Here is a 22451-nt window from a genome sequence, read left to right on the forward strand (position 1 = left end):
CTGCCGGTCGGTCGCCCGGCCGCGCCCCGGCGACGGGTGAGGCGGGTCGTAGGCTCGGGGGGTGGCATCCGAGAAGACGATCGACCCGGCGGCATCCGTCGCCCGGTTCCGCGACCTCCTGCGCATCCCGACCGTGTCCGACGCCGACGAGACCCGCACCGATCCGGAGCCGTTCGACCGGTTCCACGCGGAGCTCGAGCGGCTCTACCCGCTCCTGCACGGCGCCCTCGAGCGCGAGGTCGTCGCACGTCACTCGCTGCTGTACCGCTGGCGCGGCGCCGCAGGAGGCGACCCGCTCGTGCTGATGGCCCACATCGACGTCGTCCCGGTGGTCGAGACCGAGTGGGAGCACCCGCCGTTCGCGGCGGAGCTCATCGGCGCGGGCGCGGATGCCGCGATCCACGCGCGCGGCGCGATCGACGACAAGGGCTCCCTCGTGGCGATCCTCGAGGCCGTCGAGCAGCTCGTCCACGACGGCTACACGCCGGGGCGCGACGTCTATCTCGCCTTCGGGCACAACGAGGAGACGGCCGGCGACGGCGCGCAGCGGATCGTCGATCTGCTCGAGGATCGCGGGGTGCGCCCGGGTCTCGTGCTGGATGAGGGCGGGGCCGTCGTCGACGGGGTCATCCCAGGTGTCGCGGTCCCGACCGCGATGGTCGGCGTCGCCGAGCGCGGCGTCATGACCGTGCTGCTGACGGCCCGCGAAGCCGGCGGCCACGCCTCCACGCCGCCGGCGACACCCGCGACGGCGCGGCTCGCGCGCGCGATCGACCGCCTGCACCGGCATCCGTTCCCCCCGCGCATCGCTCCGCCGGTCCGCGCCCTGTTCGCCACGATCGCGCCCTACGCGCCGCCGCCGCTGCGCTGGGTGTTCGGCAACCTCGCCCTCACCGGACCGCTCCTCGCGCAGGTCTTCCCGCACCTCGGGCCGGAGATGAACGCGATGGTGCGCACGACCGCCGTCGCGACGTCGCTCTCGGGTGCGCCGGGGGAGAACGTCCTCGCCACGACCGCGCAGGCGGCCGTCAACATCCGCCTCCTGGCCGGCGACACCGTCGACGGCGTCACGACGCGGCTGCGGCGGATCGTGTCCGACCCGCAGGTCGAGATCGAGGTGCGGCACGCCTCCGATCCCTCGCCCGTGTCTCCGTGGAAGGGGGAGCCGTGGCGGCGCATCGCCTCGGCGGTCGCCGAGGGGCTGTCCGCGGACATCGTCACGACGCCCTACATCCAGCTCGGTGCGAGCGACAGCCGCTGGTTCACGCGGATCAGCGACCACGTCTACCGTTTCACGCCGTTCCACCTGACCCGGTCCGAGCGCGACGCTCTGCACGCGCACAACGAGCGCATCCGCGTCGAGGTGTGGCTCCGCGGCATCGGGTTCTATCGCGCCCTCATCCGCGGCGGGTGAGGGGCGGAGGTTCGTCGCCGAGTTCCAAGACGAACGCGAGGATCTGCCGCGCCGTCGCCTCCCGCAGCGGTCCACGTCCGAACGACCAGTCGGCGTCGGTGGCATGCACCGTGCTCCCGGTCAGCACGGCACGCCGGTCGAAGGGTGCGCGGGTGGCGCCGTACAGCGCGACGGCGCCGCTCGTCGTCGGGTCGAGCCCGACCTCCCGGTCTCCCGCGAGCCGGAGGAGTGCCCGGGTGGCATCGGCGAGCTCCGCGATGCGCCGCCGTCTGCCGGAGCGGATCGCAGCGGCCACGTCGGCCGGCGACGCCGCCGGGAACTCGGCCGCGAGCTTCGCGTCGACGAGGAACCCGCGGAGCTGATCCGGGTCCCCAGTGAGGTGCGCAGCCGCCGCCACGACGTCGGCGACCGCCCGTCGCCAGTCGCCGGTGACGGATGACTCGTCCGTGTACGGCCGGTTGCTCAGCGGGAGATGGCGGGAGAGATCGGCCATGGCGCCAGCATAGGCGGCGAACGGAATGTGACAAATGAGGCGGCGTGTCACATGGATGTGCCAGACCATGTGACGTCACATCGGGATCCGGGGGCCCGGGGGAGGCAGAACGTGCATAATGGGCCGCAGGCGATGTGACCGTACACATCCATCGACACGGAGACCCATGAGCGACGACGCCGGAGGCCGCAGGCCGAGCATCCGCGATGTCGCCCGGCTGGCTGGCGTCTCCCATCAGACCGTGTCACGGGTGCTGAACGACCATCCCAGCATCCGGCCCGAGACGCGTGACCGCGTGCGCGCCGTCATGGCAGACCTCTCGTACTCGCCCAATCGCGCGGCGCGGGCGCTGGTCACGAGCCGTTCCCGCACGATCGGCATCCTCGCCGCCTCCTCCGACCAGTACGGCCCCGCCTCGTCCATCGCCGCCATCGAGGAAGCCGCGCGGGAGCGCGGCTACTGGGTGTCCACGGCGAACATCGACCCCGGCGACCCGCAGTCCATCCCCGATGGGCTGTCGCATCTGACGGCGCAGGCGATCGAGGGCCTGGTGGTGATCGCCCCGCAGGTGCGGGTGATCCGCGCGCTCGCGGCGCAGCGGGTGGACGTGCCGTACGTGACGCTGCAGTCGACGGATCTCGACCCCACGCACACGCTCACGGTCGACCAGACCGCGGGGGCGCGACTGGCGACGCGGCACCTCATCGAGCTCGGACATCGGCAGATCTACCATCTCGCCGGTCCGCAGGACTGGATCGAGGCCGAGGCGCGGATGCGCGGGTTCCTCGAGGAGATGAGCGCGTGGGACATCCCCACCACCGCGCCGGTGCTCGGGGACTGGACCGCCGACTTCGGGTACTACGCCGGGCGCGAGCTGCTGCGGTTCCGCGACTTCACCGCGATCTTCTCCTCGAACGATCAGATGGCGCTGGGCCTGCTGCACGCCGTGCGCGACGAAGGGCTCGACTGTCCGCGGGACATCAGCATCGTCGGATTCGACGACATCCCCGAGTCCGGGCACTTCTGGCCGCCGCTGACGACCGTGCGGCAGGACTTCGCCGAACTGGGGCGCCGCTGCGTCGCCCTTCTCCTGGACGGCGTAGGTGCCCGCACCGCGCCGGTCATCGCTCCGGAGCTGATCGTGCGTTCCTCTACGGGGCCCGCTCCGCGCCTCTAGACGCGCCGTTACCAAGCTGAGACACGATCGGCTTGACAGGCGCGGCGGCGGCGGGCATATAGTGTGGCAATGTGAACGGTCACATGGATCGTCACACCAAAGCTACACAGCCCATGCGTGAGTGCGGGGACAAAGGAGTCGGACAGTGGTGTCGAGCATGGACGCGGAACGGTACGTCAGCGGCGTGAAGACCGAGGTCGCCGTCGCCCGTGTGCGCGCCGATGTCGCATCGCTGCACGCCGAGCTCGTGCGCTCCGGCCTCGTCGTCTGGACCGGCGGCAACGTCTCGGGTCGCGTTCCCGGCGCCGACCTCTTCGTGATCAAGCCGTCCGGGGTGTCCTACGACGACCTCGCGCCGGAGAACATGATCCTCTGCGACCTGGACGGCAACGTCGTCGACGGCACGCCCGGCAGCGACCGGGCGCCCTCCAGCGACACCGCCGCGCACGCCTACGTGTACCGGCACATGCCCGAGGTGGGCGGCGTCGTGCACACGCACTCCGACTACGCGGTCGCCTGGGCGGCACGCGGCGAGGAGATCCCCTGCGTCATCACCGCGATGGCCGACGAGTTCGGCGGACCGATCCCGGTCGGCCCGTTCGCGATCATCGGCGACGACTCGATCGGACGGGGGATCGTGGAGACGCTCTCCGGCCACCGCTCGCGCGCCGTGCTGATGCAGAACCACGGGCCGTTCACGATCGGCGCGACGGCGAAGGATGCCGTCAAGGCGGCCGTCATGCTCGAGGACGTCGCGCGTACGGTGCACATCGCCCGACAGGGCGGGGAACTCCTGCCCATTCCGCAGGAGGCCATCGACAGCCTCTTCAGCCGTTACCAGAACGTCTACGGCCAAACCACCGACGACCGCCGGTAGCCCGATAACTCGGGCGCGGTCACACCTGAAAACCGAACACCAAGACATCGATGTCCAGGGAAGGACTCACAGTGAAGTTGAAGCGAATTCTCGTCGCAGGCCTCGCGGCCGGCGCACTCGCCCTCACCGCCTGCGCAGGCGGCACGAGCGGTACCGGCTCCGAGGGGGAGGGTGACGGCGGACTCATCGGCGTCGCCATGCCCACCAAGAGCTCCGAGCGCTGGATCCAGGACGGCAACGCCGTCAAGGCCGCGCTCGAGGAGCAGGGCTACAAGGTCGACCTGCAGTACGCAGAGGACGACATCCCCACGCAGGTCTCGCAGATCGAGAACATGATCACAAAGGGCGCGGAAGCGCTCATCGTGGCATCGATCGACGGCACGACCCTGTCCGAGGTGCTCCAGACCGCGGCCGACAGCGACATCCCGGTGATCGCCTACGACCGCCTCATCAAGGGCACCGAGAACGTCGACTACTACGCGACGTTCGACAACGAGCTCGTCGGCAACCAGCAGGCCTGGACCGTGCTCAACGGCCTCGGCCTGACCGACCTCGAGGGCAACGCGCTGCCGGACGCCCCCGCGGGTCCGTTCAACGTCGAGCTGTTCGCCGGCTCGCTGGACGACAACAACGCGTTCTTCTTCTTCAACGGGGCGATGGACGTCTTCAAGCCGTTCATCGATGACGGCACGCTCGTCGTGAAGTCGGGTCAGACCGACATCGAGCAGGCCGCCACGCTCCGCTGGGACGGCGAAGAGGCGCAGAGCCGCATGGAGAACCTGATCACCGCGAACTACTCCGACGGCTCCAAGGTCGACGCGGTGCTCTCGCCCTACGACGGCATCTCGCGCGGCATCATCGGCGCGCTCACCGACGCCGGCTACAGCGTCGGCGAGGACTGGCCGATCATCTCCGGCCAGGACGCCGAGGTCGACTCGGTCAAGGCGATCCTCTCCGGCGAGCAGTTCGCGACCATCTTCAAGGACACGCGCGAGCTGGCCAAGGTCGCGGCCGGCATGGCGGTCGACGTCCTCAACGGCGACGAGCCCGAGGTCAACGACACCGAGACGTACGACAACGACGTCAAGGTCGTGCCGTCCTACCTGCTGGCCCCCGTGCCGGTCGTGAAGGACAACGTCGAGTCGGCGCTGGTCGACACCGGCTACTGGACGGCTGCGGAGCTCGGTCTCTGAGCCGACCCGTTCGCTGAACATCCGCGTCGGCGGCGGGGCGCATCGCCTCGCCGCCGACGTACCCAGTAACCTCCCCTCAAGTCCCCACAAGGAAGTCGGAGATCGTGACCGAGATCATCCTCGAGATGCGCGGCATCACCAAGACGTTCCCGGGCGTGAAGGCGCTGTCCAACGTCAACTTCGAAGTCGAGCGCGGCGAGATCCACGCGATCTGCGGCGAGAACGGCGCCGGCAAGTCCACGCTCATGAAGGTGCTGTCCGGCGTCTACCCGCACGGCACGTATGACGGCGAGATCGTCTACGCCGGCGACACCGTCGAATTCAAGAACCTGCGCGACAGCGAAGCGCGCGGCATCGTCATCATCCACCAGGAGCTGGCTCTCAGCCCGTACATGTCGATCGCCGAGAACATCTTCCTCAACAACGAGCGCAAGGCCGCGAACGGCCTCATCGACTGGAACAAGACCAACTTCGAGGCGGGCAAGCTGCTCCAGCGCGTCGGCCTCCGGGAGAACCCGACGACGAAGGTCAACCAGATCGGCGTCGGCAAGCAGCAGCTCGTGGAGATCGCGAAGGCCCTGTCGAAGGAGGTCAAGCTCCTCATCCTCGACGAGCCGACCGCGGCCCTGAACGACGAGGACTCCGATCACCTGCTCGACCTGATCCTGAGCCTGCGCGAGCAGGGGATCACGTCGATCATCATCAGCCACAAGCTCAACGAGATCAAGAAGGTCGCCGACACGGTCACCGTCATCCGAGACGGCAAGACGATCGAGACCATCGCCAAGGCCGATGTGACGGAAGACCGGATCATCAAGGACATGGTGGGCCGCGACCTCGAGCACCGCTACCCGGATCACGAGCCGCAGATCGGCGAGGAGCTGCTGCGCGTCGAGGACTGGACCGCGCACCATCCGCAGGACCCGACCCGCGTCATGGTCGACAACGTCTCCCTCACCGTCCGCGCGGGCGAGATCGTCGGCATCGCGGGCCTCATGGGCGCCGGGCGGACCGAGTTCGCGATGAGTCTGTTCGGCCACAGCTACGGCTCCCGGATCTCCGGCAAGGTGTACCTGCGCGGCAAGGAGATCAAGACGCGCACGGTCGCCGAGGCGATCGAGAACGGACTCGCCTACGCGACGGAGGACCGCAAGACCTACGGCTTGAACCTCATCGAGGACATCAAGCGCAACATCTCGATGGCGTCGCTGAAGAAGCTCGAGAGGGCCGGACTCGTCGACGACAACGAGGAGTTCAAGGTTGCCAACGAGTACCGCCAGAGCATGAACATCAAGGCGCCGAACGTCCTGGTGCCCACGGGCAAGCTCTCCGGCGGCAACCAGCAGAAGGTCGTCCTGTCGAAGTGGATCTACGCGGATCCCGAGGTCCTGATCCTCGACGAGCCGACCCGCGGCATCGACGTCGGCGCCAAGTACGAGATCTACACGATCATCAACAAGCTCGCCGCGGCCGGCAAGGGGATCATCGTGATCTCCTCCGAGCTGCCCGAGCTGCTCGGCATCTCCGACCGCGTGTACGCGCTGTCGGAGGGCCGCATCACCGGCGAGCTGCCGATCAGCGAGGCCACCCCCGAGACCGTCCTGAAGCTCATGACCATGGAGAAGCCCCGCTGAGGGGCAGGAGACGCATATGTCGAACGACACCCTCACCCCCGAGACCGCCGCGGGCGGCGGAATCAACCCCACGGAGAACAAGTTCACCCGCTGGTTGACCACCGTCCTGTCCGACCTCGGCAAGAACGGCATCTTCATCGCCCTCATCGCCGTCGTCGCGCTGTTCGCGATCCTGACCGACGGCATCCTGCTGCGCCCGCAGAACATCTCGAACCTGATCGTGCAGAACGGGTACATCCTCGTCCTCGCGATCGGCATGGTGATGATCATCATCGCCGGCCACATCGACCTGTCCGTCGGATCGGTCGCCGCCTTCATCGGCGCGGTCTCCGGTGTCCTCGCCGTGAAGATGGGGATGCCCTGGTGGCTCGCGATCATCCTGTCCCTGCTGATCGGGGCGCTGGTGGGCGCCTGGCAGGGGTTCTGGGTCGCCTATGTCGGCATCCCGGCGTTCATCGTGACGCTGGCCGGCATGCTCATCTTCCGCGGACTCGCGCTGGTCGTCCTCGGCAACGCGAACATCGGCTCGTTCCCGACGGAGTACCGAGCGCTCGGCAACGGGTTCCTCACCGGGATCTTCGGGGAGACCAATCCGGACGTCTTCACCCTCGTCATCGGCGCCGTCGCCGTCGTCGCGCTCGTCGTGCAGCAGGTGCGGACCCGCCTGGCCCGCCAGAAGTACAAGCAGGACGTCGACCCCACGATCTGGTTCGTCGTCAAGCTCGCGCTCGTCGCGCTCGTCATCGGTTGGTTCACGTGGGCGCTGGCGTCGTACAAGGGCATCCCGGTGACGCTGATCATCCTGGCGGCGCTCGTGATGGTCTACGGCGTGGTCATGAACCGGACCGTGTTCGGACGCCACATCTACGCGATCGGCGGCAACCGCCACGCCGCGGAGCTGTCCGGCATCAAGACCCGCCGGGTCGACTTCTGGCTGTTCGTGAACATGGGCGTCCTCGCCGCCCTCGCCGGGCTCATCTTCACGGCGCGACTGAACCTCGCAGGGCCCAAGGCCGGTGACGGCTTCGAACTCGAGGCCATCTCGGCCGCGTTCATCGGCGGCGCGGCGGTCCAGGGCGGTGTCGGCACCATCGGCGGCGCGATCATCGGTGGTCTCATCATCGGTGTCCTGAACAACGGCATGTCGATCATGGGCATCGGCATCGAGTGGCAGCAGGCCGTCAAGGGCCTCGTGCTCCTGCTGGCGGTCGCGTTCGATGTCTACAACAAGCGCCGCGCAGGTCACTGACGTGGCGAAGGAGTCCTTGGGACTCGGCGGGGGCCGGCCGGGCGACGACTCGTCGCCCGGCGGTCCCTCGACCGCCCGCATCACGATGTGGATCATCGGCGGCGCCGTCGGCCTCTACATGGTCGTCACCGGCGTCGTCGGTGCGCTGACCGCGGGCTAGGCGTCAGGGGAGCAGGACGACCTTGCCGTCCGTCCCAGCCTCGACGAGGCGATGCGCCTCGGCGGCGTCCGCCAGCGGCAGCTGCGGGCCGAGCTCGACCGTGAAGCGCCCGGCGGCCATGAGGTGCAGCACCACGGGGATCGCCTCGGCCCGCCACGCCAGCTCCTGCGCGTTCAGGGGACGGGGGCTCCCGCCCATGAAGGCGCGGATGCCGAGACCCGCGGCATCCTTCCCGCGGACGAGCGTCGCGATGCGGTGGCGGTCCGTGACCAGGTCGAGCGAGGTCTGGAGGGCCTCGTCGGTGCCGGCGATGTCGATGACCGCCGTGACACCGCCCGGCGCCGCCGCGCGCACGCGGTCGGCGAGCGTGCCACCGTCCGGGTCGTCGTAGCGGACGGCGACGGCGCCGAGGGCGCTCACCCGCTCCGCGCGGCGTGCGCTGCAGGTCGCGAGGACCGTCGCACCCCAGAGGACCGCGAGCTGGATGATCGCCTGGCCCACCGAGCCCGACCCGCCGTGCACGAGCAGCGTGTCGCCCGCGCGCACGTCGAGGGAGCGCAGCGTCTGGTACGCCGTTCCGACGGGGACGCCGAGCGCCGCGCCCTCCGCCGCAGACACCTGCGGCGGCCGCGGCGCGAGGCGGGAGGAGGGGACGACGATGTCGGAGGCGTAGACGCCGGCCGCGCCGAAGACGACGACCTCGTCGCCCGCGCGGAAGCCCTCGACATCCTCGCCGACGGCCGTGACGACGCCGGCGCCGTCGCTGCCGACCCGCCGCGGGTCGGTGATGGGGCCGGACGGGCGGGCGCCGGAGCGCAGCTTGTGGTCCAGCGGGTTCACGCCCGCCGCTTCGATGCGCACCGCGACCTGATCGGCGCCGGGCGCCTTGACCTGGATCTCGGTGGGGGTGAGGACCTCGGGTCCTCCGAACGCGGTGTAGGTGATCGCCGTCGCCATGGCGGGTCCTCTCGGTCGTCAGTCCTTGCCGGACAGGGCTTTCGTGATGCGCTGGATGGACACCGGCTGCGCCGTGCCGAGCTGCTGCGCGAACAGGCTCACACGGTACTCCTCGAGGAGCCAGCGCGCCGTGTGGAGGGTCGCGGGGGCCTCGGCGTCGAGCGGGATCGTGCCGCCGGCATCCGTGTAGAGGGCCGCCGCGCGCTCGTACTCGGTCTGCCGCTGCCGGTCGCGGCCGGGGTTGTCGCCGAGCCCGCGGACGCGCTCGAGCGCCCCTTGCAGATAGCGCGGCAGATGTGCGAGCCGAACCGTGCCCGTGCGGGACAGGAACCCGGGGTGGAGGAGCCCCGCGACCTGCGCCTTGACGTCGCCGAGGGCGGAGAGGAGCGTCATCGAGTTCTGCGCGCGGATGGCGCGGTCGATCTCGCGCTGCAGGGTGAGGATGCGGGCGGCCAGCGACACGGTCTGGAAGAGGTCGTCGACGATGGACGCCGAGAGGCGGTCGCGGGCGGCCTCGAACGCCGCGGTCGTGCGGACCTCGGTCCCGGCGAGGACGGCGTCGGCGACCGCGACGCGGGCATCCTCGATGAGCGCCTTCGCGGATGGGTAGGGGGATGTCGCGAGGGCGAGCTTCTCCGCGGCGGTCAGGTGCTCGAGCACATAGGCGGCGGGGGACGGGACGGCCAGCAGCAGGAGGCGCCGGACTCCGGCGTGCGAGAGCCGCGCGGCGCGCTCCGCGGTCGCCTCGATGCGCAGGGCGACGCCGGCGCCCTCGTCGACGAGCGCGGGGTAGCCGCGGACGACGCCCCCGGCCACCTTCGTGTCGACGACGGCGGGGAGGTCGCCGACGTCCCACGTCGTCAGGCCGGACCGCTCGAGCGGCGCGGCGGCGGCCGGCGACCCGGCGGCGGGCGACGGGTGCGCCGGGCGCGCGGGGGTGCTGAGCGAGCGAGCGACCGACTCCCGGGCGCGGCCCGCGAGGCGGTCCTGCAGCGCGCGGAGGTCCCGCCCCGACCCGACGGCGCGCCCGCGCTGGTCGACCGCGCGGAACGAGACGAGCAGGTGCGGGGGGACGCGGGACAGGTCGAAGTCGGCGGCCGAGACCCGCTGGTTCGCGACCGGCTGGATACGGGCGGCCAGGGCGTCGAGGAGGCTCGTCGGCGGCAGCCCTTCGTGGGACTCCGGGCCGGCGCCGACGAGGGCGTCGCCGAGCGTCGCGGCCCAGTCCGCCGCGGGGACCACGTGGCGGCGGATCGCCTTGGGGAGTGCGCGCAGCAGCGCCGCGATGAGCTCGCCGCGGAGCCCCGGCACCTGCCAGTCGAAGCCGTCCGGGCGCAGCTGCGCGAGGAGGGCGAGCGGCACGACGACGCTGACGCCGTCGTCGGGTGCCCCGGGCTCGAACCGGTAGGCGAGGGAGAGCACCTGATCGCCCTGCGTCCAGCGCGTCGGGAAGTCGCGCTCGTCGGCGCGCGAGGCGTCGTCGATGAGGTCGGCGGCGGTCATGTCCAGAAGCCGCGGGGTGCGTGCCGAGGTCTCCCGCCACCACGTCTCGAACGAGCGGACGTCGAAGACGTCGCGAGGCACCCGCGCGGCGTAGAACGCGTACACGGACTCGTCGCCGACGAGGATGTCGCGGCGGCGCTCGCGCTCCTCGACCTTCTCCAGGTTCCGCCGGAGCTCGAGGTTCCGGCGCTCGAAGGCCGTGAGCTTCTTGTCCAGGTGATGCGTGTTCCACTCGCCGTCGACGAGGGCGTGCCGCAGGAACAGCTCGCGGGCGAGTTCGTGGTCGATCCGCGCGAGCTGCACGCGCCTTCGCGGGATGATCTCCACCCCGAAGAGCGTGACCTTCTCCGCCGCGACGGCGGCACCGGCATCCTTCGACCAGTGCGGATCGCTGATGCTGCGGTGCGCGAGGTCGCCCGCGAGCTCTTCGGCCCAGGCCGGGTCGATCGCCGCGACCGTCCGGGCGAACAGGCGCGAGGTCTCCACGAGCTCGGCCGCCATGACGGCATCCGGCGACGCTTTCCGCAGCCCCGATCCGGGGAAGATCGCGAACTTCGCGCCCCGCGCGCCCCGATACTCGGCCATCGGCCGTCGCCCCTTGTCGGGCTTCGCGCCGCCGCTCTTCCCGGGGCTGCGCGTGTCGAGGATGCCGATGTGCGAGAGCAGCCCGGACAGGATGGCGCGATGCACGGCGGCGGGATCGGCGGCGGCGCCCTCGGCCGTGGCCGTGCGGGCGGCCGGTCCCTCGCCCTGGCGCTCGCCCCGCCGCTCGCCGGTGAGCTGCCGCAGCTGACGGTGCACGTCGAACCACTCCCGCACCCGCACGTAGTTCAGGTGCTCCGCACGGCACAGGCGCCGGAATGCGCTCGAACCGAGCTCGGACTGCTGCTCCTGCAGGTGGTTCCAGAGGTTGAGCAGCGTCAGGAAGTCGCTCGTCGGGTCGGTGAACCGCGCGTGCAGGCGGTCCGCCTCCTCGCGGCGCTCCTCGGGGCGCTCGCGGACGTCCTGGATCGAGAGCCCGGCGACGATCGCGAGGACGTCGGGGGTGACGTGCAGGCGCCGCGCCTCCAGCAGCATCCGGGCGAACCGCGGATCGATGGGGAGCCGCGCGATCTCGCGGCCCGTCTTCGTGAGCTTCGGGGTGGACCCGCCGGTGATGGCCTGCAGTTCGGTGAGGAGCTCGAGCGCCGCTTTCACGCCGCGGGAGTCCGGAGGCGTCAGGAACGGGAACTCCGAGATGTCGCCGAAGCCGAGGGCGAGCATCTGCAGGATGACGGATGCCAGGGACGTCCGCAGGATCTCCGGCTCGGTGAACTCCGGCCGGGCCGTGAAGTCCTCCTCCGAGTACAACCGGATCGCGATGCCGGGGGAGGTGCGCCCCGCGCGGCCGGACCGCTGCTGCGCGGACGCCTGCGAGATCGCCTCGATCGGCAGCCGCTGGATCTTCGAGCGCGCGCTGTACCGCGAGATGCGGGCGGTGCCGGCGTCGACGACGTACCGGATGCCGGGGACCGTGAGGCTCGTCTCGGCCACGTTCGTGGCCAGGATGATGCGGCGCCGGACACCGCGGACGCGGGACGGCTCGAACACGCGGTGCTGCTCGGCGGCGGAGAGCCGGCCGAACAGAGGCAGCACCTCGGTGGGGCGGGCGTCCTTCGCGTACCGGCCGCGGACGGCATCCGTCGCGTCGCGGATCTCCGCCTCGCCGGGCAGGAAGACGAGCACGTCGCCGTCGGCTTCGCGGTCGAGCTCCCCGAGCGCGCCCAGGAGCGCATCCACCTCGTCGTCGGTCTCGTCGTGCGCGCGGTAGCGGATCTCGACGGGGTACGTGCGTCCGGAGACCTCGATGACGGGGGCGGGCGTCTCGTCCGCTCCCGCGAAGTGGCGCGCGAAGCTCTCCGGGTCGATCGTCGCCGACGTCACGATGACCTTCAGGTCGGGGCGCTCCGGGAGGATCCGGATGAGGTAGCCGAGCAGGAAGTCGACGTTGAGCGACCGCTCGTGCGCCTCGTCGATGATGATCGTGTCGTAGCGGCGCAGCAGCCGGTCGCGGTGGATCTCGTTCAGGAGGATGCCGTCGGTCAGGAGCGCGACCTTCGTGTCGGCGGAGACCTGATCGGTGAAGCGCACCTTGAACCCCACGGTGGAGCCGAGCGGCACGTCGAGCTCCTGCGCGATCCGCTCCGCGATCGTCCGGGCCGCGATGCGGCGGGGCTGGGTGTGCGCGATCGACTGCCGGCCGAGCTCGAGGCAGATCTTGGGGAGCTGCGTCGTCTTGCCCGACCCGGTCGCGCCGGCCACGATGACGACCTGGTTCTCCGCGATGGCGCGCGCGATCTCCTCCCGCGCGGCGCTGACGGGCAGCTCCGGCGGGTAGTGGATGCGGGGTTCCGGCGCGGGCATAGCGTTCCATCGTATGACGGTCCGGGGTCAGGTCGGGTTCCTTAGGCTGGACCCATGACGATTCCCGCTCTCACGCTCAACGACGGCCACACCATCCCCCAGCTCGGGTTCGGCGTCTTCAAGGTCGACCCCGCCGAGACCGAGCGGATCGTCGCGGAGGCCCTCGCCGCCGGGTACCGCCACATCGACACCGCCGCCATCTACGGCAACGAGGAGGGCGTCGGCCGCGCGATCGCCGCCAGCGGCATCCCGCGCGAGGAGCTCTTCATCACGACGAAGCTGTGGAACGACCGCCAGGCCGGTGACGCGCCGCACGCGGCGATCGACGAGAGCCTGGGCAAGCTCGGCCTCGACCGCGTCGACCTGTACCTCGTGCACTGGCCCGCGCCCCGCAACGGCACCTACGTCAACGCGTGGGAGCGCATGGTCGAGATCCGGGATGCCGGCAAGGCCACGAGCATCGGCGTCTCCAACCACCTGCCGGAGCACCTCGAGAAGATCATCGCGGCCACGGGCGTTACGCCCGCCGTCGACCAGATCGAACTGCACCCCGCGTACCAGCAGCGCGAGGTGACCCGTTTCGCCGCCGACCACGGCATCCTCATCGAATCGTGGGGGCCGCTCGGCCAGGGCAAGTACCCGCTCTTCGACGAGGCGCCCGTCGCCGCCGCGGCCGTCGCGCACGGGAAGACGCCCGCGCAGGTCGTGCTGCGCTGGCACCTGCAGCAGGGCGTCATCGTGTTCCCGAAGTCGAGCACGCCCGAGCGCATCCGGGAGAACCTCGACGTGTTCGACTTCGCGCTCACGGGCGACGAGCAGGCCGCCATCACGGCGCTCGAGCGGGGCGGGCGGGTCTCCGCGCACCCCGACGAGGTCAACTAGACCCAGCCCGGCATCCAGTTGTGCAGGCGGTAGAACTCGTACGGGACCTGCGTGGCCGACCACAGCGGGTACCAGAACACCGACAGCAGCACGGCGACTGTCAGGACGACGAGGACCACCCGCTGCCCGGCGAGCCGCCGCGTCGCTGAGGCGTGCGCGGGGCCGGCGATGTCGCGGAGTGCGAACGTGAGCGCGAGCAGCACGAACGGCAGCAGCACGATCGTGTAGAACTGGAAAACCGTGCGCTCCGGGAAGAGCAGCCAGGGCAGCCAGGTCGCCGCGATCGCGGTGAGCAGGACGGCGTACCGCCAGTCGCGGAGCGCGACGAAGCGGTAGCCGATCCACACGGTCGCGGCGACGCCCGCGTACCAGAGCAGCGGATTCGGCATCGAGTAGAGGATCTGCAGGCAGCCCTGCGCGCTCGCGCAGCCGTCCTGGCCGTCCGGCACGCTGCCGGTGTACATCGCGGTGGGCCGCCACAGGAACGGCCACGCCCACGCGGGCGACATGTAGCTGTGCGGCGTCGCCATCCCGGCCATCGCGGTGTAGATCGTCTCGTGGTAGCGCCACAGGCTCTGCAGCGACAGCGGCACCCAGCCCCACAGGCCCGTCGCCGGCTGCGCGTCGGCGGCGTGGCGGTCGTACCCGCCGTCGCTGAGCAGCCAGCCCGCCCACGAGGAGAGATAGACGACGAACGCGACCGGCACGAGCAGGACGAAGGATGCCGCGCCCTGGCGGATCGCGTCCATCGGCCAGAACCCGATGCCGAGCCGTCGCCGCTCGAGCGCGTCGGTCACGACGGCGTAGATGCCGACCGCCGCGAGCACCCAGACGCCCGACCACTTGACCGCGCACGCGGCGCCCGCCGCCGCGCCCGCAGCGATCAGCCAGGGGCGGTTCCAGCGGAGCGGTCCCCAGTTCGGCGACGACCCGTCGCCGGTGCGCGCGCGCACCGCGTCGGCGAGGCGGTCGAGGTGCGAGCGGCGGTCGAGGACCGTGAACCAGACCGCCAGGAGGACGAAGAACGCCAGGAAGATGTCCAGCAGCGCGACGCGGCTGAGGACGATCGCCTGTCCGTCGATCGCCAGGAGGCCCGCGGCGATCGTCGCGAAGACCACAGACGGGACGAGGGCCTTGGCGAGGAAGTAGAGCACGAGCACGCACGCCGTGCCGGTGAGCGCCGCCGCGATCCGCCAGCCGAACGACGAGTCGGCGCCGAACAGCGCCATCCCGGCGCCGATGAGGTACTTCCCGAGGGGCGGGTGCACGACGAAGCTGGGGTCCGTCCCGAAGATGTCGGTCTGCCCGGCGAGGAACAGCGCGTTCGCATCCTCCGGCCACGTCGCGGCGTACCCCAGGATCCACTGCGACCAGGCGTCCTTGACGTAGTAGGTCTCGTCGAAGACGAGCGCGTGCGGGTGTCCCAGGTTCGCGAGGCGCAGGACGGCCGCGAGCAGCGTCACGAGGGCCGGCGCGAGCCACCTGGTGAGCCGGCGCAGCCGTGGGTCGGCGGACAGCCGACCGCGCCACCGCTCGTAGGGTGTCGGGGGTGCCGTCGGCAGCAGGGCCTCGACCGTCGTCGTCACGTCGACCAGCCTATGCTGGGGCGGGTGATCATCCTCGCCGCGACGCCCATCGGCAACCTGGGGGATGCCTCCCCCCGCCTCGTCGCGGCGCTCGAAGCCGCGACCGTCATCGCCGCGGAGGACACCCGCACGGCGCAGCGTCTGCTGCAGGCGCTCGGCATCGACAACCGGCCCCGGCTCGTCGCCCTCCACGAGCACAACGAGCGCCAGCGGGCCGCCGACCTCGTCGAGCGAGCCCGTGAGGAGGATCTCCTCGTCCTGAGCGACGCCGGGATGCCGACGGTGAGCGACCCCGGATATGCGCTCGTCGTCGAGGCCGTCTCGCAGGGCGTCGGAGTGACCGTGATCCCCGGGCCGAGCGCCGTCGTGACCGCGCTCGCCGTCGCGGGGCTTCCCACCGACCGGTTCACGTTCGAGGGCTTCCTGCCGCGCAAGTCGGGGGACCGGCGATCGACGCTCGCGCAGCTGTCCGCCGAGCGGAGGACCATGGTCTTCTTCGAAGCGCCGTCGCGCATCGCGGAGAGCCTGGCCGCGATGGCGGGCGCGTTCGGCGCCGATCGGCCCGCCGCCGTCTGCCGTGAGCTCACGAAGCTCCACGAAGAGGTCGTGCGCGGTCCGCTCGGCGATCTCGCGACCTGGGCCGAGGCCGGTGTCCGCGGCGAGATCGTCGTGGTCGTCGCCGGTGCGCCGGCGCGCGAGGTCTCCGCCGAGGACGCCGTCGCCGAAGTGCAGCGGCTCGTCGCCGACGGCATCCGTCTCAAGGACGCCGCCGCGGAGGTCTCGGCGCAGACCGGACTGTCCTCGCGCGCGCTGTACCAGGCGGCTCTCGCCGCCCGGTCAGCGACACCCTGACGAGCGCGCTCAGCCCTTGACGGAGCCGGCGGTCAGGCCGCCGATGATGTAGCGCTGCAGCGTCAGGAACAGCGTCAGCACCGGGATGGCAGCGAGGATCGCGCCGGCGGCGAAGAGGCCCCAGTTGCTGGAGAGCTGATTCGAGACCCACTGGAACATCCCGACCGCGAGCGTCCAGTTGTCCTCGGACACCAGGATGATCTTCGAGATGATGTAGTCCCCGAACGAGGCGATGAACGCCAGGAGGCCCACGACCGCGAGGATCGGGGTCACGAGGGGCATGATGATCGTCCAGAAGATCTGGGCGTGCGTCGCGCCGTCGATCTTCGCCGACTCGTCCAGCTCCATCGGGATCGTGTTGAAGAACCCGTACATGAGGAACGTGTTCACGCCCAGCGCGCCGCCGAGGTAGACGCAGATCAGCGCGATCTTCGAGTTGAGCCCCAGGGCGGGGAAGACCTCGCCCATCGCGAGCAGCATGAGGAAGATCGCGACGAACGCGAGCGCCTGCGGGAACATCTGGACGATGAGCAGGCTCGTGAGGCCGAGCCGGCGGCCCTTGAACCGGAACCGGGAGAACGCGTACGCGGCTGCGGCGCCCATCAGCACGGCGCCGATCGCCGCGGCGACGCCGACGATGAGCGTGTTGCCGTACCAGGTCCAGTACCGCGTGCCGGCCAGGGCGGTGTAGTTGCCCACGTCGAAGACGCGGAACAGCGCGTTGCTCGCCGCGAGGCTGCCGCCGGGGTTGAACGACGCCGACAGCACGTACACCAGCGGGAACATCGAGTAGAACAGCAGGCCCGCGGCGATGATGTACTTCCAGCCGACCTCGGCGAGCCAGCGGCGGCGACGCGCGGACGTGCGGTCCGGTGCGGTGCCGCGCGCGGTCGCGGTCTGGGTCGGGGTGGTGGTCTGGGTGGGAGCGGACATCACTGGTACTCCTCGAGCTTCTTGGTCTGGCGGAAGGCCAGGGCGGAGATGACGCCGACGACGATGAACACGAGGATCGACAGCGCGGAGGCGAGACCGTAGTCGGCCTTGCCGCCGGAGACGCCGGAGATGTCCCAGATCGCGGAGATCAGGATGTCGGTGGCGCCGAGGGCGTACGGGGCTCCGGGTATCGCGGGACCACCGTTGTTGAACATGTAGATGATCGTGAAGTTGTTGAAGCTGAACGCGAACGACGAGATCAGCAGCGGCGCGGTGGCGACGAGCACGAGGGGCAGGATGATGGCCCGCAGCTGCCGGAACCGCCCGGCGCCGTCGATCGACGCGGCCTCCAGCGCGTCGGCGGGGAGCGCCTGGATGGCGCCCGTGCAGACGAGGAAGTAGTACGGGTAGGTCAGCCACACGTTGACGAACAGCACCGCGAGCCTCGCGAGCCACGGATCACCGAGCCAGTCGATGTTCGCCCCGCCGAAGAAGAACTCGTTGATGACGCCGAACTCGGAGTTGAACATGCCCCGGAACAGCAGGGCGGACATGAACGCCGGGAAGGCGTACGGGAGGATGAACAAGGTCCGCAGGATCTTCCGGCCCTTGACCCGCTCGTCGTTGAAGATGATCGCGAAGACGAGGCCCATCGCGAACGGGATCGCGACGGAGAGGATCGCCCAGACGAAGGTCCACAGCGTCACGATGCCGAGCGGCTGGAAGAGATCCGGGTCGGTGAAGAGGCGGGCGAAGTTGGCGAAGCCGACGTTGACGGTCCAGCCGGTGGCGAGCGTCGTGCCGTCCTCGGCCGCGAACAGCCCGTCCGGTGTCGCGGAGTAGACGGTCCCGGTCGCGGTGTCGGTGATGGTCTGCGCCTCGGGGTCCCACTGCATCGTGGAGAGGTAGACGGCGCCCGTCGTGCCCTCGCGGGTGCGGATCGAGCCGTCGTTCGGGTCATCCGAGATGGGGACGCGCAGCTCGACGACCGTCTGCTGCATGTCCCGGTCGCTGATCAGGGTGTTGCGGGGGACGACGTTCCAGCCGGGCACCTCGGTGGCGGCGCCGGATCCGGGGGCGTCCCCGACGACCTGCAGGGGCTGATCGGCGGTTCCGGCCTTGATCTCGCCGTCCTCGACGATCGCGAACCCGAGTTCGCCGTTCTGCTCGACGACGGTCAGCGGGTACGACGGGGAGCCCTCGACGCGACGCTCGCCCTGGCTGAGCGCGGCGCTGACGGCCTGCTCCTGCGAGCCGACGTGTCCGGCTCCGTAGTTCGTGAAGGCGATGTAGGCCGTGTAGGCGAAGATGAAGACCTGGAAGATCAGCAGGAACGTGAGCCCCGGCAGCAGGTACTTGAGGGGCAGCGCGCGCTTGGTGAAGTAGACGATGTCGGCCGCCACCAGGATGAGGACCGCCGCGGCGAAGATGAGCCAGGACTCGGCCTGGAACGCGGCGAAGATGCCCAGGAGGCCGAAGGCGTTGATGAACGCCATGATGGCGAGCTTGACGAGGAAGCCCCAGCCGAGGCCGCGCCAATCGCGGCCGTGGGGTTCCTTCGTGGGTGCCGGTGACAGCGGCACCTTCGGCGGCGTGGTGTCAGCGGCGAGCGTGCCCTGCGGGACCGACATGTTTCATCTCCTTCGACGAGGCGAATGGTGCCCGGGGGCGGGCGGCGCGAGCCACCCGCCCCCGGACGGGGATCAGCCGATCGCGGCCTCGAGGTCGGCGACCATCTTGTCCCACGTCGACACGGGGTCGGCGCCCTTGATGATCTGCACCTGAGCGGCGTTCCACAGGTCCCAGACCGAACCCATCTGCGGGATGTTCGGCATCGGGACGCCGTTCTGCGACGACGCGACGAACCCGGCGATCACCGGGTCGGCCGAGACCTCTTCGGCGACGGTCGACCACGCGGGGATGCGGGGGTCGGCCTCGTAGAGCGCGCGCTGCGCGTCCTCGGTGGCGAGGTAGTTCACCAGGAACTCCTGCGCGACGAGGGCGTTCTCGCTCTCGGAGCTCAGGTAGAAGCCCTGCACGCCGACGAACGGTGCGGCGGTCTCGCCACCCGCGGACGGGATGGGGTTGACCTTGATGTTCGCGCCCTGCGCGGTGAGCGCCTCGATGGCCCAGGGACCCTGGATCGTGTAGGCGGCCTTGCCGGAGGCGAAGAGCTCGTTGTTGGTGTCGTAGTCGACCGTGGTCGACACGTTGCCGGTGCCCTTCTCGCCCTTCTCGCCGAGCCAGGTCGCGAAGGCCTGACCGGTCTCGCCGCCCATGCCGACCTCGGCCGTGTAGCTGCCGGAGTCGTCCTGGACGAACACGGGAGCACCGAAGGAGGTCTGGAACCCGTACATCGTGTACGCGTCACCGGTCTGACCGCCCGTGTTGATCACGAACGGACGCTCGGCGTCGGACGCCTCGCCGGCGGCGACCATGTCGTCCCACGTCGCGGGCGCGTCCTCGCCGACGAGGTCGGTGTTCTGGACGAGCGCGATGGTCTCGAGGGAGTACGGCAGCGCGTAGAGCTGGCCGTCGTACGCGAAGGCGTCGAGGGCGACCTGCTCGAACTCGCTCGCCTTGTCGCCGATGTCGAGCGTCGAGACGACGCCCGCCTCGACGAGGCTGCCGAGCCAGTCGTGCGCGCCGATCGTGATGTCGGGGCCTTCACCGGTCGGAACCTGGTTGGTGAAGTCGGTGCGGATGTCCTCGAAGTTCTTCTGGACGAGCTCGACGGTTGCGCCGGTCTCCTCCTCGAACGTCGCCGCCGCGGCCTCGATGGCGGGCTTGCGGTTCTCGTCGGTCCAGATCGTCAGCGTCACGCCGCTGGCGTCGATGGGTCCGGCGTCGGTCTCCGACGGAGCCGGGGTGTTGCCGCCGCCGGCGCAGCCGGCGAGGAGGATGGTGGTCGCGGCGAGTGCCGCGACTCCGGTTCCCAACTTGCGCATGGATTTTCCTTCCATAGGGTGGTCGATCCTGCGGGGCCTCATGCGAGGTCGCGCCCTTACGACCGATGGTGGTTGCTGCGGCCAGTCGACCGCAACGGGTGTTTCTCAGTGCGATGTGCGCGGGAGGGTGCCCGCACACGGTGTGGTGGTGTGGAGTGTCAGCGCTGACCACCCCGATCTGCTGTGTGCGGCGAGCGGATGACGGCGACGTCGCCGCCCGCCAACACCAGCATGCCGTCGGTTGCGGTCTGCGTCAGCAGATCCTCACCCGAAACAGACAACGAAACGGTCACGGCCGAGTGATTGATCGCCACGACGTAGTCGGCGTCCTCGCCCGCACGGCGGATGACCTCGACGCCGGCCGGGAGCCCGGCGGGGGCGACCCCGGCGTCGGCGTAGATCTCGGACATGACGGCCGCGAGACCGTCGGCATCCGGGCGGGTGCTGATGTACCAGCCGGTGCCGTTCCCGTGGCGGTGACGGGTGATGGCCGGTTCGCCGGCGGCGGGACCGTCGAGGTACACGCCGCGGGCCTCGGCTCCGGCGAGGACGAGGTCCTCCTGCCAGACGTCCGCGGTGAGCGGCCGACCGGCGAAGTCGACGGTGCACGTGCTCTCTTCGCGGAGCGGGAGATGCTCCTCGATGCGGAGCCCCAGGGCCGGCTCGAGGGGAGCGGCGAAGCCCCCGACGTGCACGGCGTCGTTCTCGTCGACGACGGCGGAGAAGAAGGACACGACGAGCGTGCCGCCCTGCTCCACATACCGGTTGAGGTTGTCGGCATCCGCCGTGCGCAGCAGATACTGCGCGGGGGCGAGCACGAGCTTGTAGCCGGAGAGGTCGTGTCCGGGCAGCGCGAAGTCGGCGGTGATGCCGTCGCGCCAGAGGCGCTCATAGAAGGCGCGGATGCGCTCGCCGTGGTCGACGTCCTCGGAGGGTCGCCACTCCAGGCCCTGCGCCCAGAACGACTCGAAGTCCCACAGGATCGCGACGTCGGCCTGCACGCGGGAGCCGCGGACGGCGTTCAGCTTCGCGAGCTTGTCGCCGAGGTCGACGACCTCGCGCCAGACGCGCGAGGTCGTCCCGGCGTGGGGGAGCATCGCGGAATGGAACTTCTCCGCACCGGAGCGGGAGGCCCGCCACTGGAAGAAGAGGATGCCGTCGGCGCCGCGCCCGACGTGCGAGAGCGAGTTGCGCGCCATCTCGCCGGGACGTTTGGCGACGTTGCGCGGCTGCCAGTTCACGGCCGAGGTGGAGTGCTCCATGAGGATCCAGGGCTTGCCGCCGCCGACCGAGCGGGTCAGGTCGGCCGCGATCGCGAGGCCGATCTCGCCCTCCTCGTCGGCGGCCCAGAGGTAGTGGTCGTCCGAGACGACGTCCACCTCGCGGGCCCAGGCCCACAGATCGCAGCCGTTGTGCTGATTGGCCATGAAGTTCGTCGTGATGGGGCGGTCGCTGTGCGCGCGGATCGCGTCGCGCTCGGCGATGTAGCACGCACGCAGCTGGTGGTCGGTGAAGCGCGCGAAATCGAGGCGCTGCGCCGGGTTGACGACGCTCGGCGCGGCGGCGGGGGCGCCGACGTGCTCCCAGTCGCCGTAGTGCTGGCCCCAGAAGGCCGTGCCCCACGCGGTGTTGAGCGCATCGAGGGAGCCGTAGCGCTCCTGCAGCCAGAGGCGCCACGCGCGGACGGCGTTCGGGGAGTAGTCCTCGCCGACGGGGACGCCGTACTCGTTGTGCACGTGCCAGAGGACGACGGCCGGGTGGGAGCCGTAGCGCCGGGCGAGTTCGGTCGCGATCCGGACCGACGCGTCCCGGTAGGCGGGGGACGAGTGCGACGCCATGCCCCGCGCACCGAAGCCCATCGTGACGCCGTCGCGCGTGATGACGCGCGCATCGGGGTGGTTCGCGAAGAACCACGCCGGGGGCGACGCCGTCGGCGTCCCCATGTCGACGGCGATCCCGTTCGCGTGCAGCAGCTCCACGACCTCGTCGAGCCACGTCCAGTCGAAGACGCCCTCGCTGGTCTCGATGAGCGCCCACGCGAAGATCCCGATGCTGACGAGGTTGACGCCCGACTCGCGCATGAGCGCGACATCCTCACGCCACGTCTCGCGGGACCACTGCTCCGGTGTGTAGTCGCCGCCGAACGCGATCGCGTCGAGCTTCGGCCAGGTGGGAGCGGTCATTGCTTCG

Annotated in this window: 17 protein-coding genes; 9 read left to right on the forward strand and 8 right to left on the reverse strand. The window is 70.4% G+C overall.

Annotated features, from left to right (window positions below):
• The first annotated feature begins 61 nt into the window (after positions 1-61).
• The gene (locus QZL85_RS01095; protein ID WP_295572567.1) at positions 62-1414 is read left to right on the forward strand and encodes a M20/M25/M40 family metallo-hydrolase; all 1353 of its coding nucleotides are present in this window, start codon (positions 62-64) and stop codon (positions 1412-1414) included.
• Here the strand turns inward: QZL85_RS01095 and QZL85_RS01100 are convergent.
• A complete protein-coding gene (locus QZL85_RS01100) occupies positions 1398-1907 on the reverse strand; it encodes a hypothetical protein (protein WP_295572570.1) in 510 nt (169 codons plus the stop codon). The two genes, QZL85_RS01095 and QZL85_RS01100, sit on opposite strands and share 17 nt — an antisense overlap.
• 166 nt (positions 1908-2073) lie before the next feature.
• On the opposite strand from QZL85_RS01100, the gene QZL85_RS01105 reads away from it, so the two are divergent.
• From QZL85_RS01105 to QZL85_RS01130, 6 genes are all read left to right on the forward strand, one after another.
• On the forward strand, positions 2074-3084 hold the full coding sequence (locus QZL85_RS01105) for a LacI family DNA-binding transcriptional regulator (protein ID WP_295572573.1): 1011 nt from the start codon (positions 2074-2076) through the stop codon (positions 3082-3084).
• 157 nt (positions 3085-3241) lie between these two features.
• Positions 3242-3961 carry an L-ribulose-5-phosphate 4-epimerase gene (locus QZL85_RS01110; RefSeq protein WP_295572575.1) on the forward strand — a complete coding sequence of 240 codons (720 nt, stop codon included), beginning with the start codon at positions 3242-3244 and terminating at the stop codon, positions 3959-3961.
• 71 nt (positions 3962-4032) lie between these two features.
• Positions 4033-5154 carry a multiple monosaccharide ABC transporter substrate-binding protein gene (gene chvE, locus QZL85_RS01115; protein ID WP_295572576.1) on the forward strand — a complete coding sequence of 374 codons (1122 nt, stop codon included), beginning with the start codon at positions 4033-4035 and terminating at the stop codon, positions 5152-5154.
• A 104-nt stretch (positions 5155-5258) separates the two neighbouring features.
• A complete protein-coding gene (gene mmsA / locus QZL85_RS01120; protein WP_295572579.1) occupies positions 5259-6788 on the forward strand; it encodes a multiple monosaccharide ABC transporter ATP-binding protein in 1530 nt (509 codons plus the stop codon).
• 16 nt (positions 6789-6804) lie between these two features.
• Positions 6805-8037, forward strand: a complete 1233-nt coding sequence (gene mmsB, locus QZL85_RS01125) for a multiple monosaccharide ABC transporter permease (RefSeq protein ID WP_295572581.1) — start codon at positions 6805-6807, stop codon at positions 8035-8037.
• A 1-nt stretch (position 8038) separates the two neighbouring features.
• Complete coding sequence (locus QZL85_RS01130) at positions 8039-8197, forward strand: hypothetical protein (RefSeq protein WP_295572583.1); 159 nt, start codon at positions 8039-8041, stop codon at positions 8195-8197.
• 3 nt (positions 8198-8200) lie between these two features.
• Here the strand turns inward: QZL85_RS01130 and QZL85_RS01135 are convergent, their stop codons facing one another.
• Positions 8201-9154: an alcohol dehydrogenase catalytic domain-containing protein gene (locus QZL85_RS01135; RefSeq protein WP_295572585.1), complete on the reverse strand. Its 954-nt coding sequence runs from the start codon at positions 9152-9154 to the stop codon at positions 8201-8203.
• An 18-nt stretch (positions 9155-9172) separates the two neighbouring features.
• Positions 9173-13060 (reverse strand): ATP-dependent RNA helicase HrpA, encoded by a 3888-nt coding sequence (gene hrpA, locus QZL85_RS01140; protein ID WP_295572587.1) that lies wholly within the window; start codon positions 13058-13060, stop codon positions 9173-9175.
• A 54-nt stretch (positions 13061-13114) separates the two neighbouring features.
• On the opposite strand from hrpA, the gene QZL85_RS01145 reads away from it, so the two are divergent.
• Positions 13115-13942 (forward strand): aldo/keto reductase, encoded by an 828-nt coding sequence (locus QZL85_RS01145; protein ID WP_295572590.1) that lies wholly within the window; start codon positions 13115-13117, stop codon positions 13940-13942.
• Here QZL85_RS01145 and QZL85_RS01150 read toward each other — a convergent pair.
• On the reverse strand, positions 13939-15528 hold the full coding sequence (locus QZL85_RS01150) for a dolichyl-phosphate-mannose--protein mannosyltransferase (RefSeq protein ID WP_295572592.1): 1590 nt from the start codon (positions 15526-15528) through the stop codon (positions 13939-13941). The two genes, QZL85_RS01145 and QZL85_RS01150, sit on opposite strands and share 4 nt — an antisense overlap.
• Before the next feature lie 24 nt (positions 15529-15552).
• Between QZL85_RS01150 and rsmI the strand changes: the two genes are divergently transcribed.
• The gene (gene rsmI, locus QZL85_RS01155) at positions 15553-16380 is read left to right on the forward strand and encodes a 16S rRNA (cytidine(1402)-2'-O)-methyltransferase (protein WP_295572594.1); all 828 of its coding nucleotides are present in this window, start codon (positions 15553-15555) and stop codon (positions 16378-16380) included.
• Positions 16381-16389: 9 nt separating this feature from the next.
• On the opposite strand, the gene QZL85_RS01160 is transcribed toward rsmI, so the two are convergent.
• The 4 genes from QZL85_RS01160 to QZL85_RS01175 all read right to left on the reverse strand — a co-directional run bounded on the left by QZL85_RS01160 (position 16390) and on the right by QZL85_RS01175 (position 22444).
• Positions 16390-17313, reverse strand: a complete 924-nt coding sequence (locus QZL85_RS01160; protein ID WP_295572596.1) for a sugar ABC transporter permease — start codon at positions 17311-17313, stop codon at positions 16390-16392.
• Positions 17313-18944, reverse strand: coding sequence for an ABC transporter permease subunit (locus tag QZL85_RS01165; RefSeq protein ID WP_295572598.1), 1632 nt, complete (start codon positions 18942-18944; stop codon positions 17313-17315). Before QZL85_RS01165 ends, QZL85_RS01160 begins: the two co-directional genes overlap by 1 nt.
• Before the next feature lie 72 nt (positions 18945-19016).
• The gene (locus QZL85_RS01170; protein ID WP_295572600.1) at positions 19017-20261 is read right to left on the reverse strand and encodes an extracellular solute-binding protein; all 1245 of its coding nucleotides are present in this window, start codon (positions 20259-20261) and stop codon (positions 19017-19019) included.
• 158 nt (positions 20262-20419) lie between these two features.
• Positions 20420-22444: a beta-galactosidase gene (locus tag QZL85_RS01175; RefSeq protein ID WP_295572602.1), complete on the reverse strand. Its 2025-nt coding sequence runs from the start codon at positions 22442-22444 to the stop codon at positions 20420-20422.
• Between the last annotated feature and the right edge of the window lie 7 nt (positions 22445-22451).

The sequence above is a fragment of the uncultured Microbacterium sp. genome (genome assembly GCF_900078385.1).
In the GTDB taxonomy this organism is placed as follows: domain Bacteria; phylum Actinomycetota; class Actinomycetes; order Actinomycetales; family Microbacteriaceae; genus Microbacterium.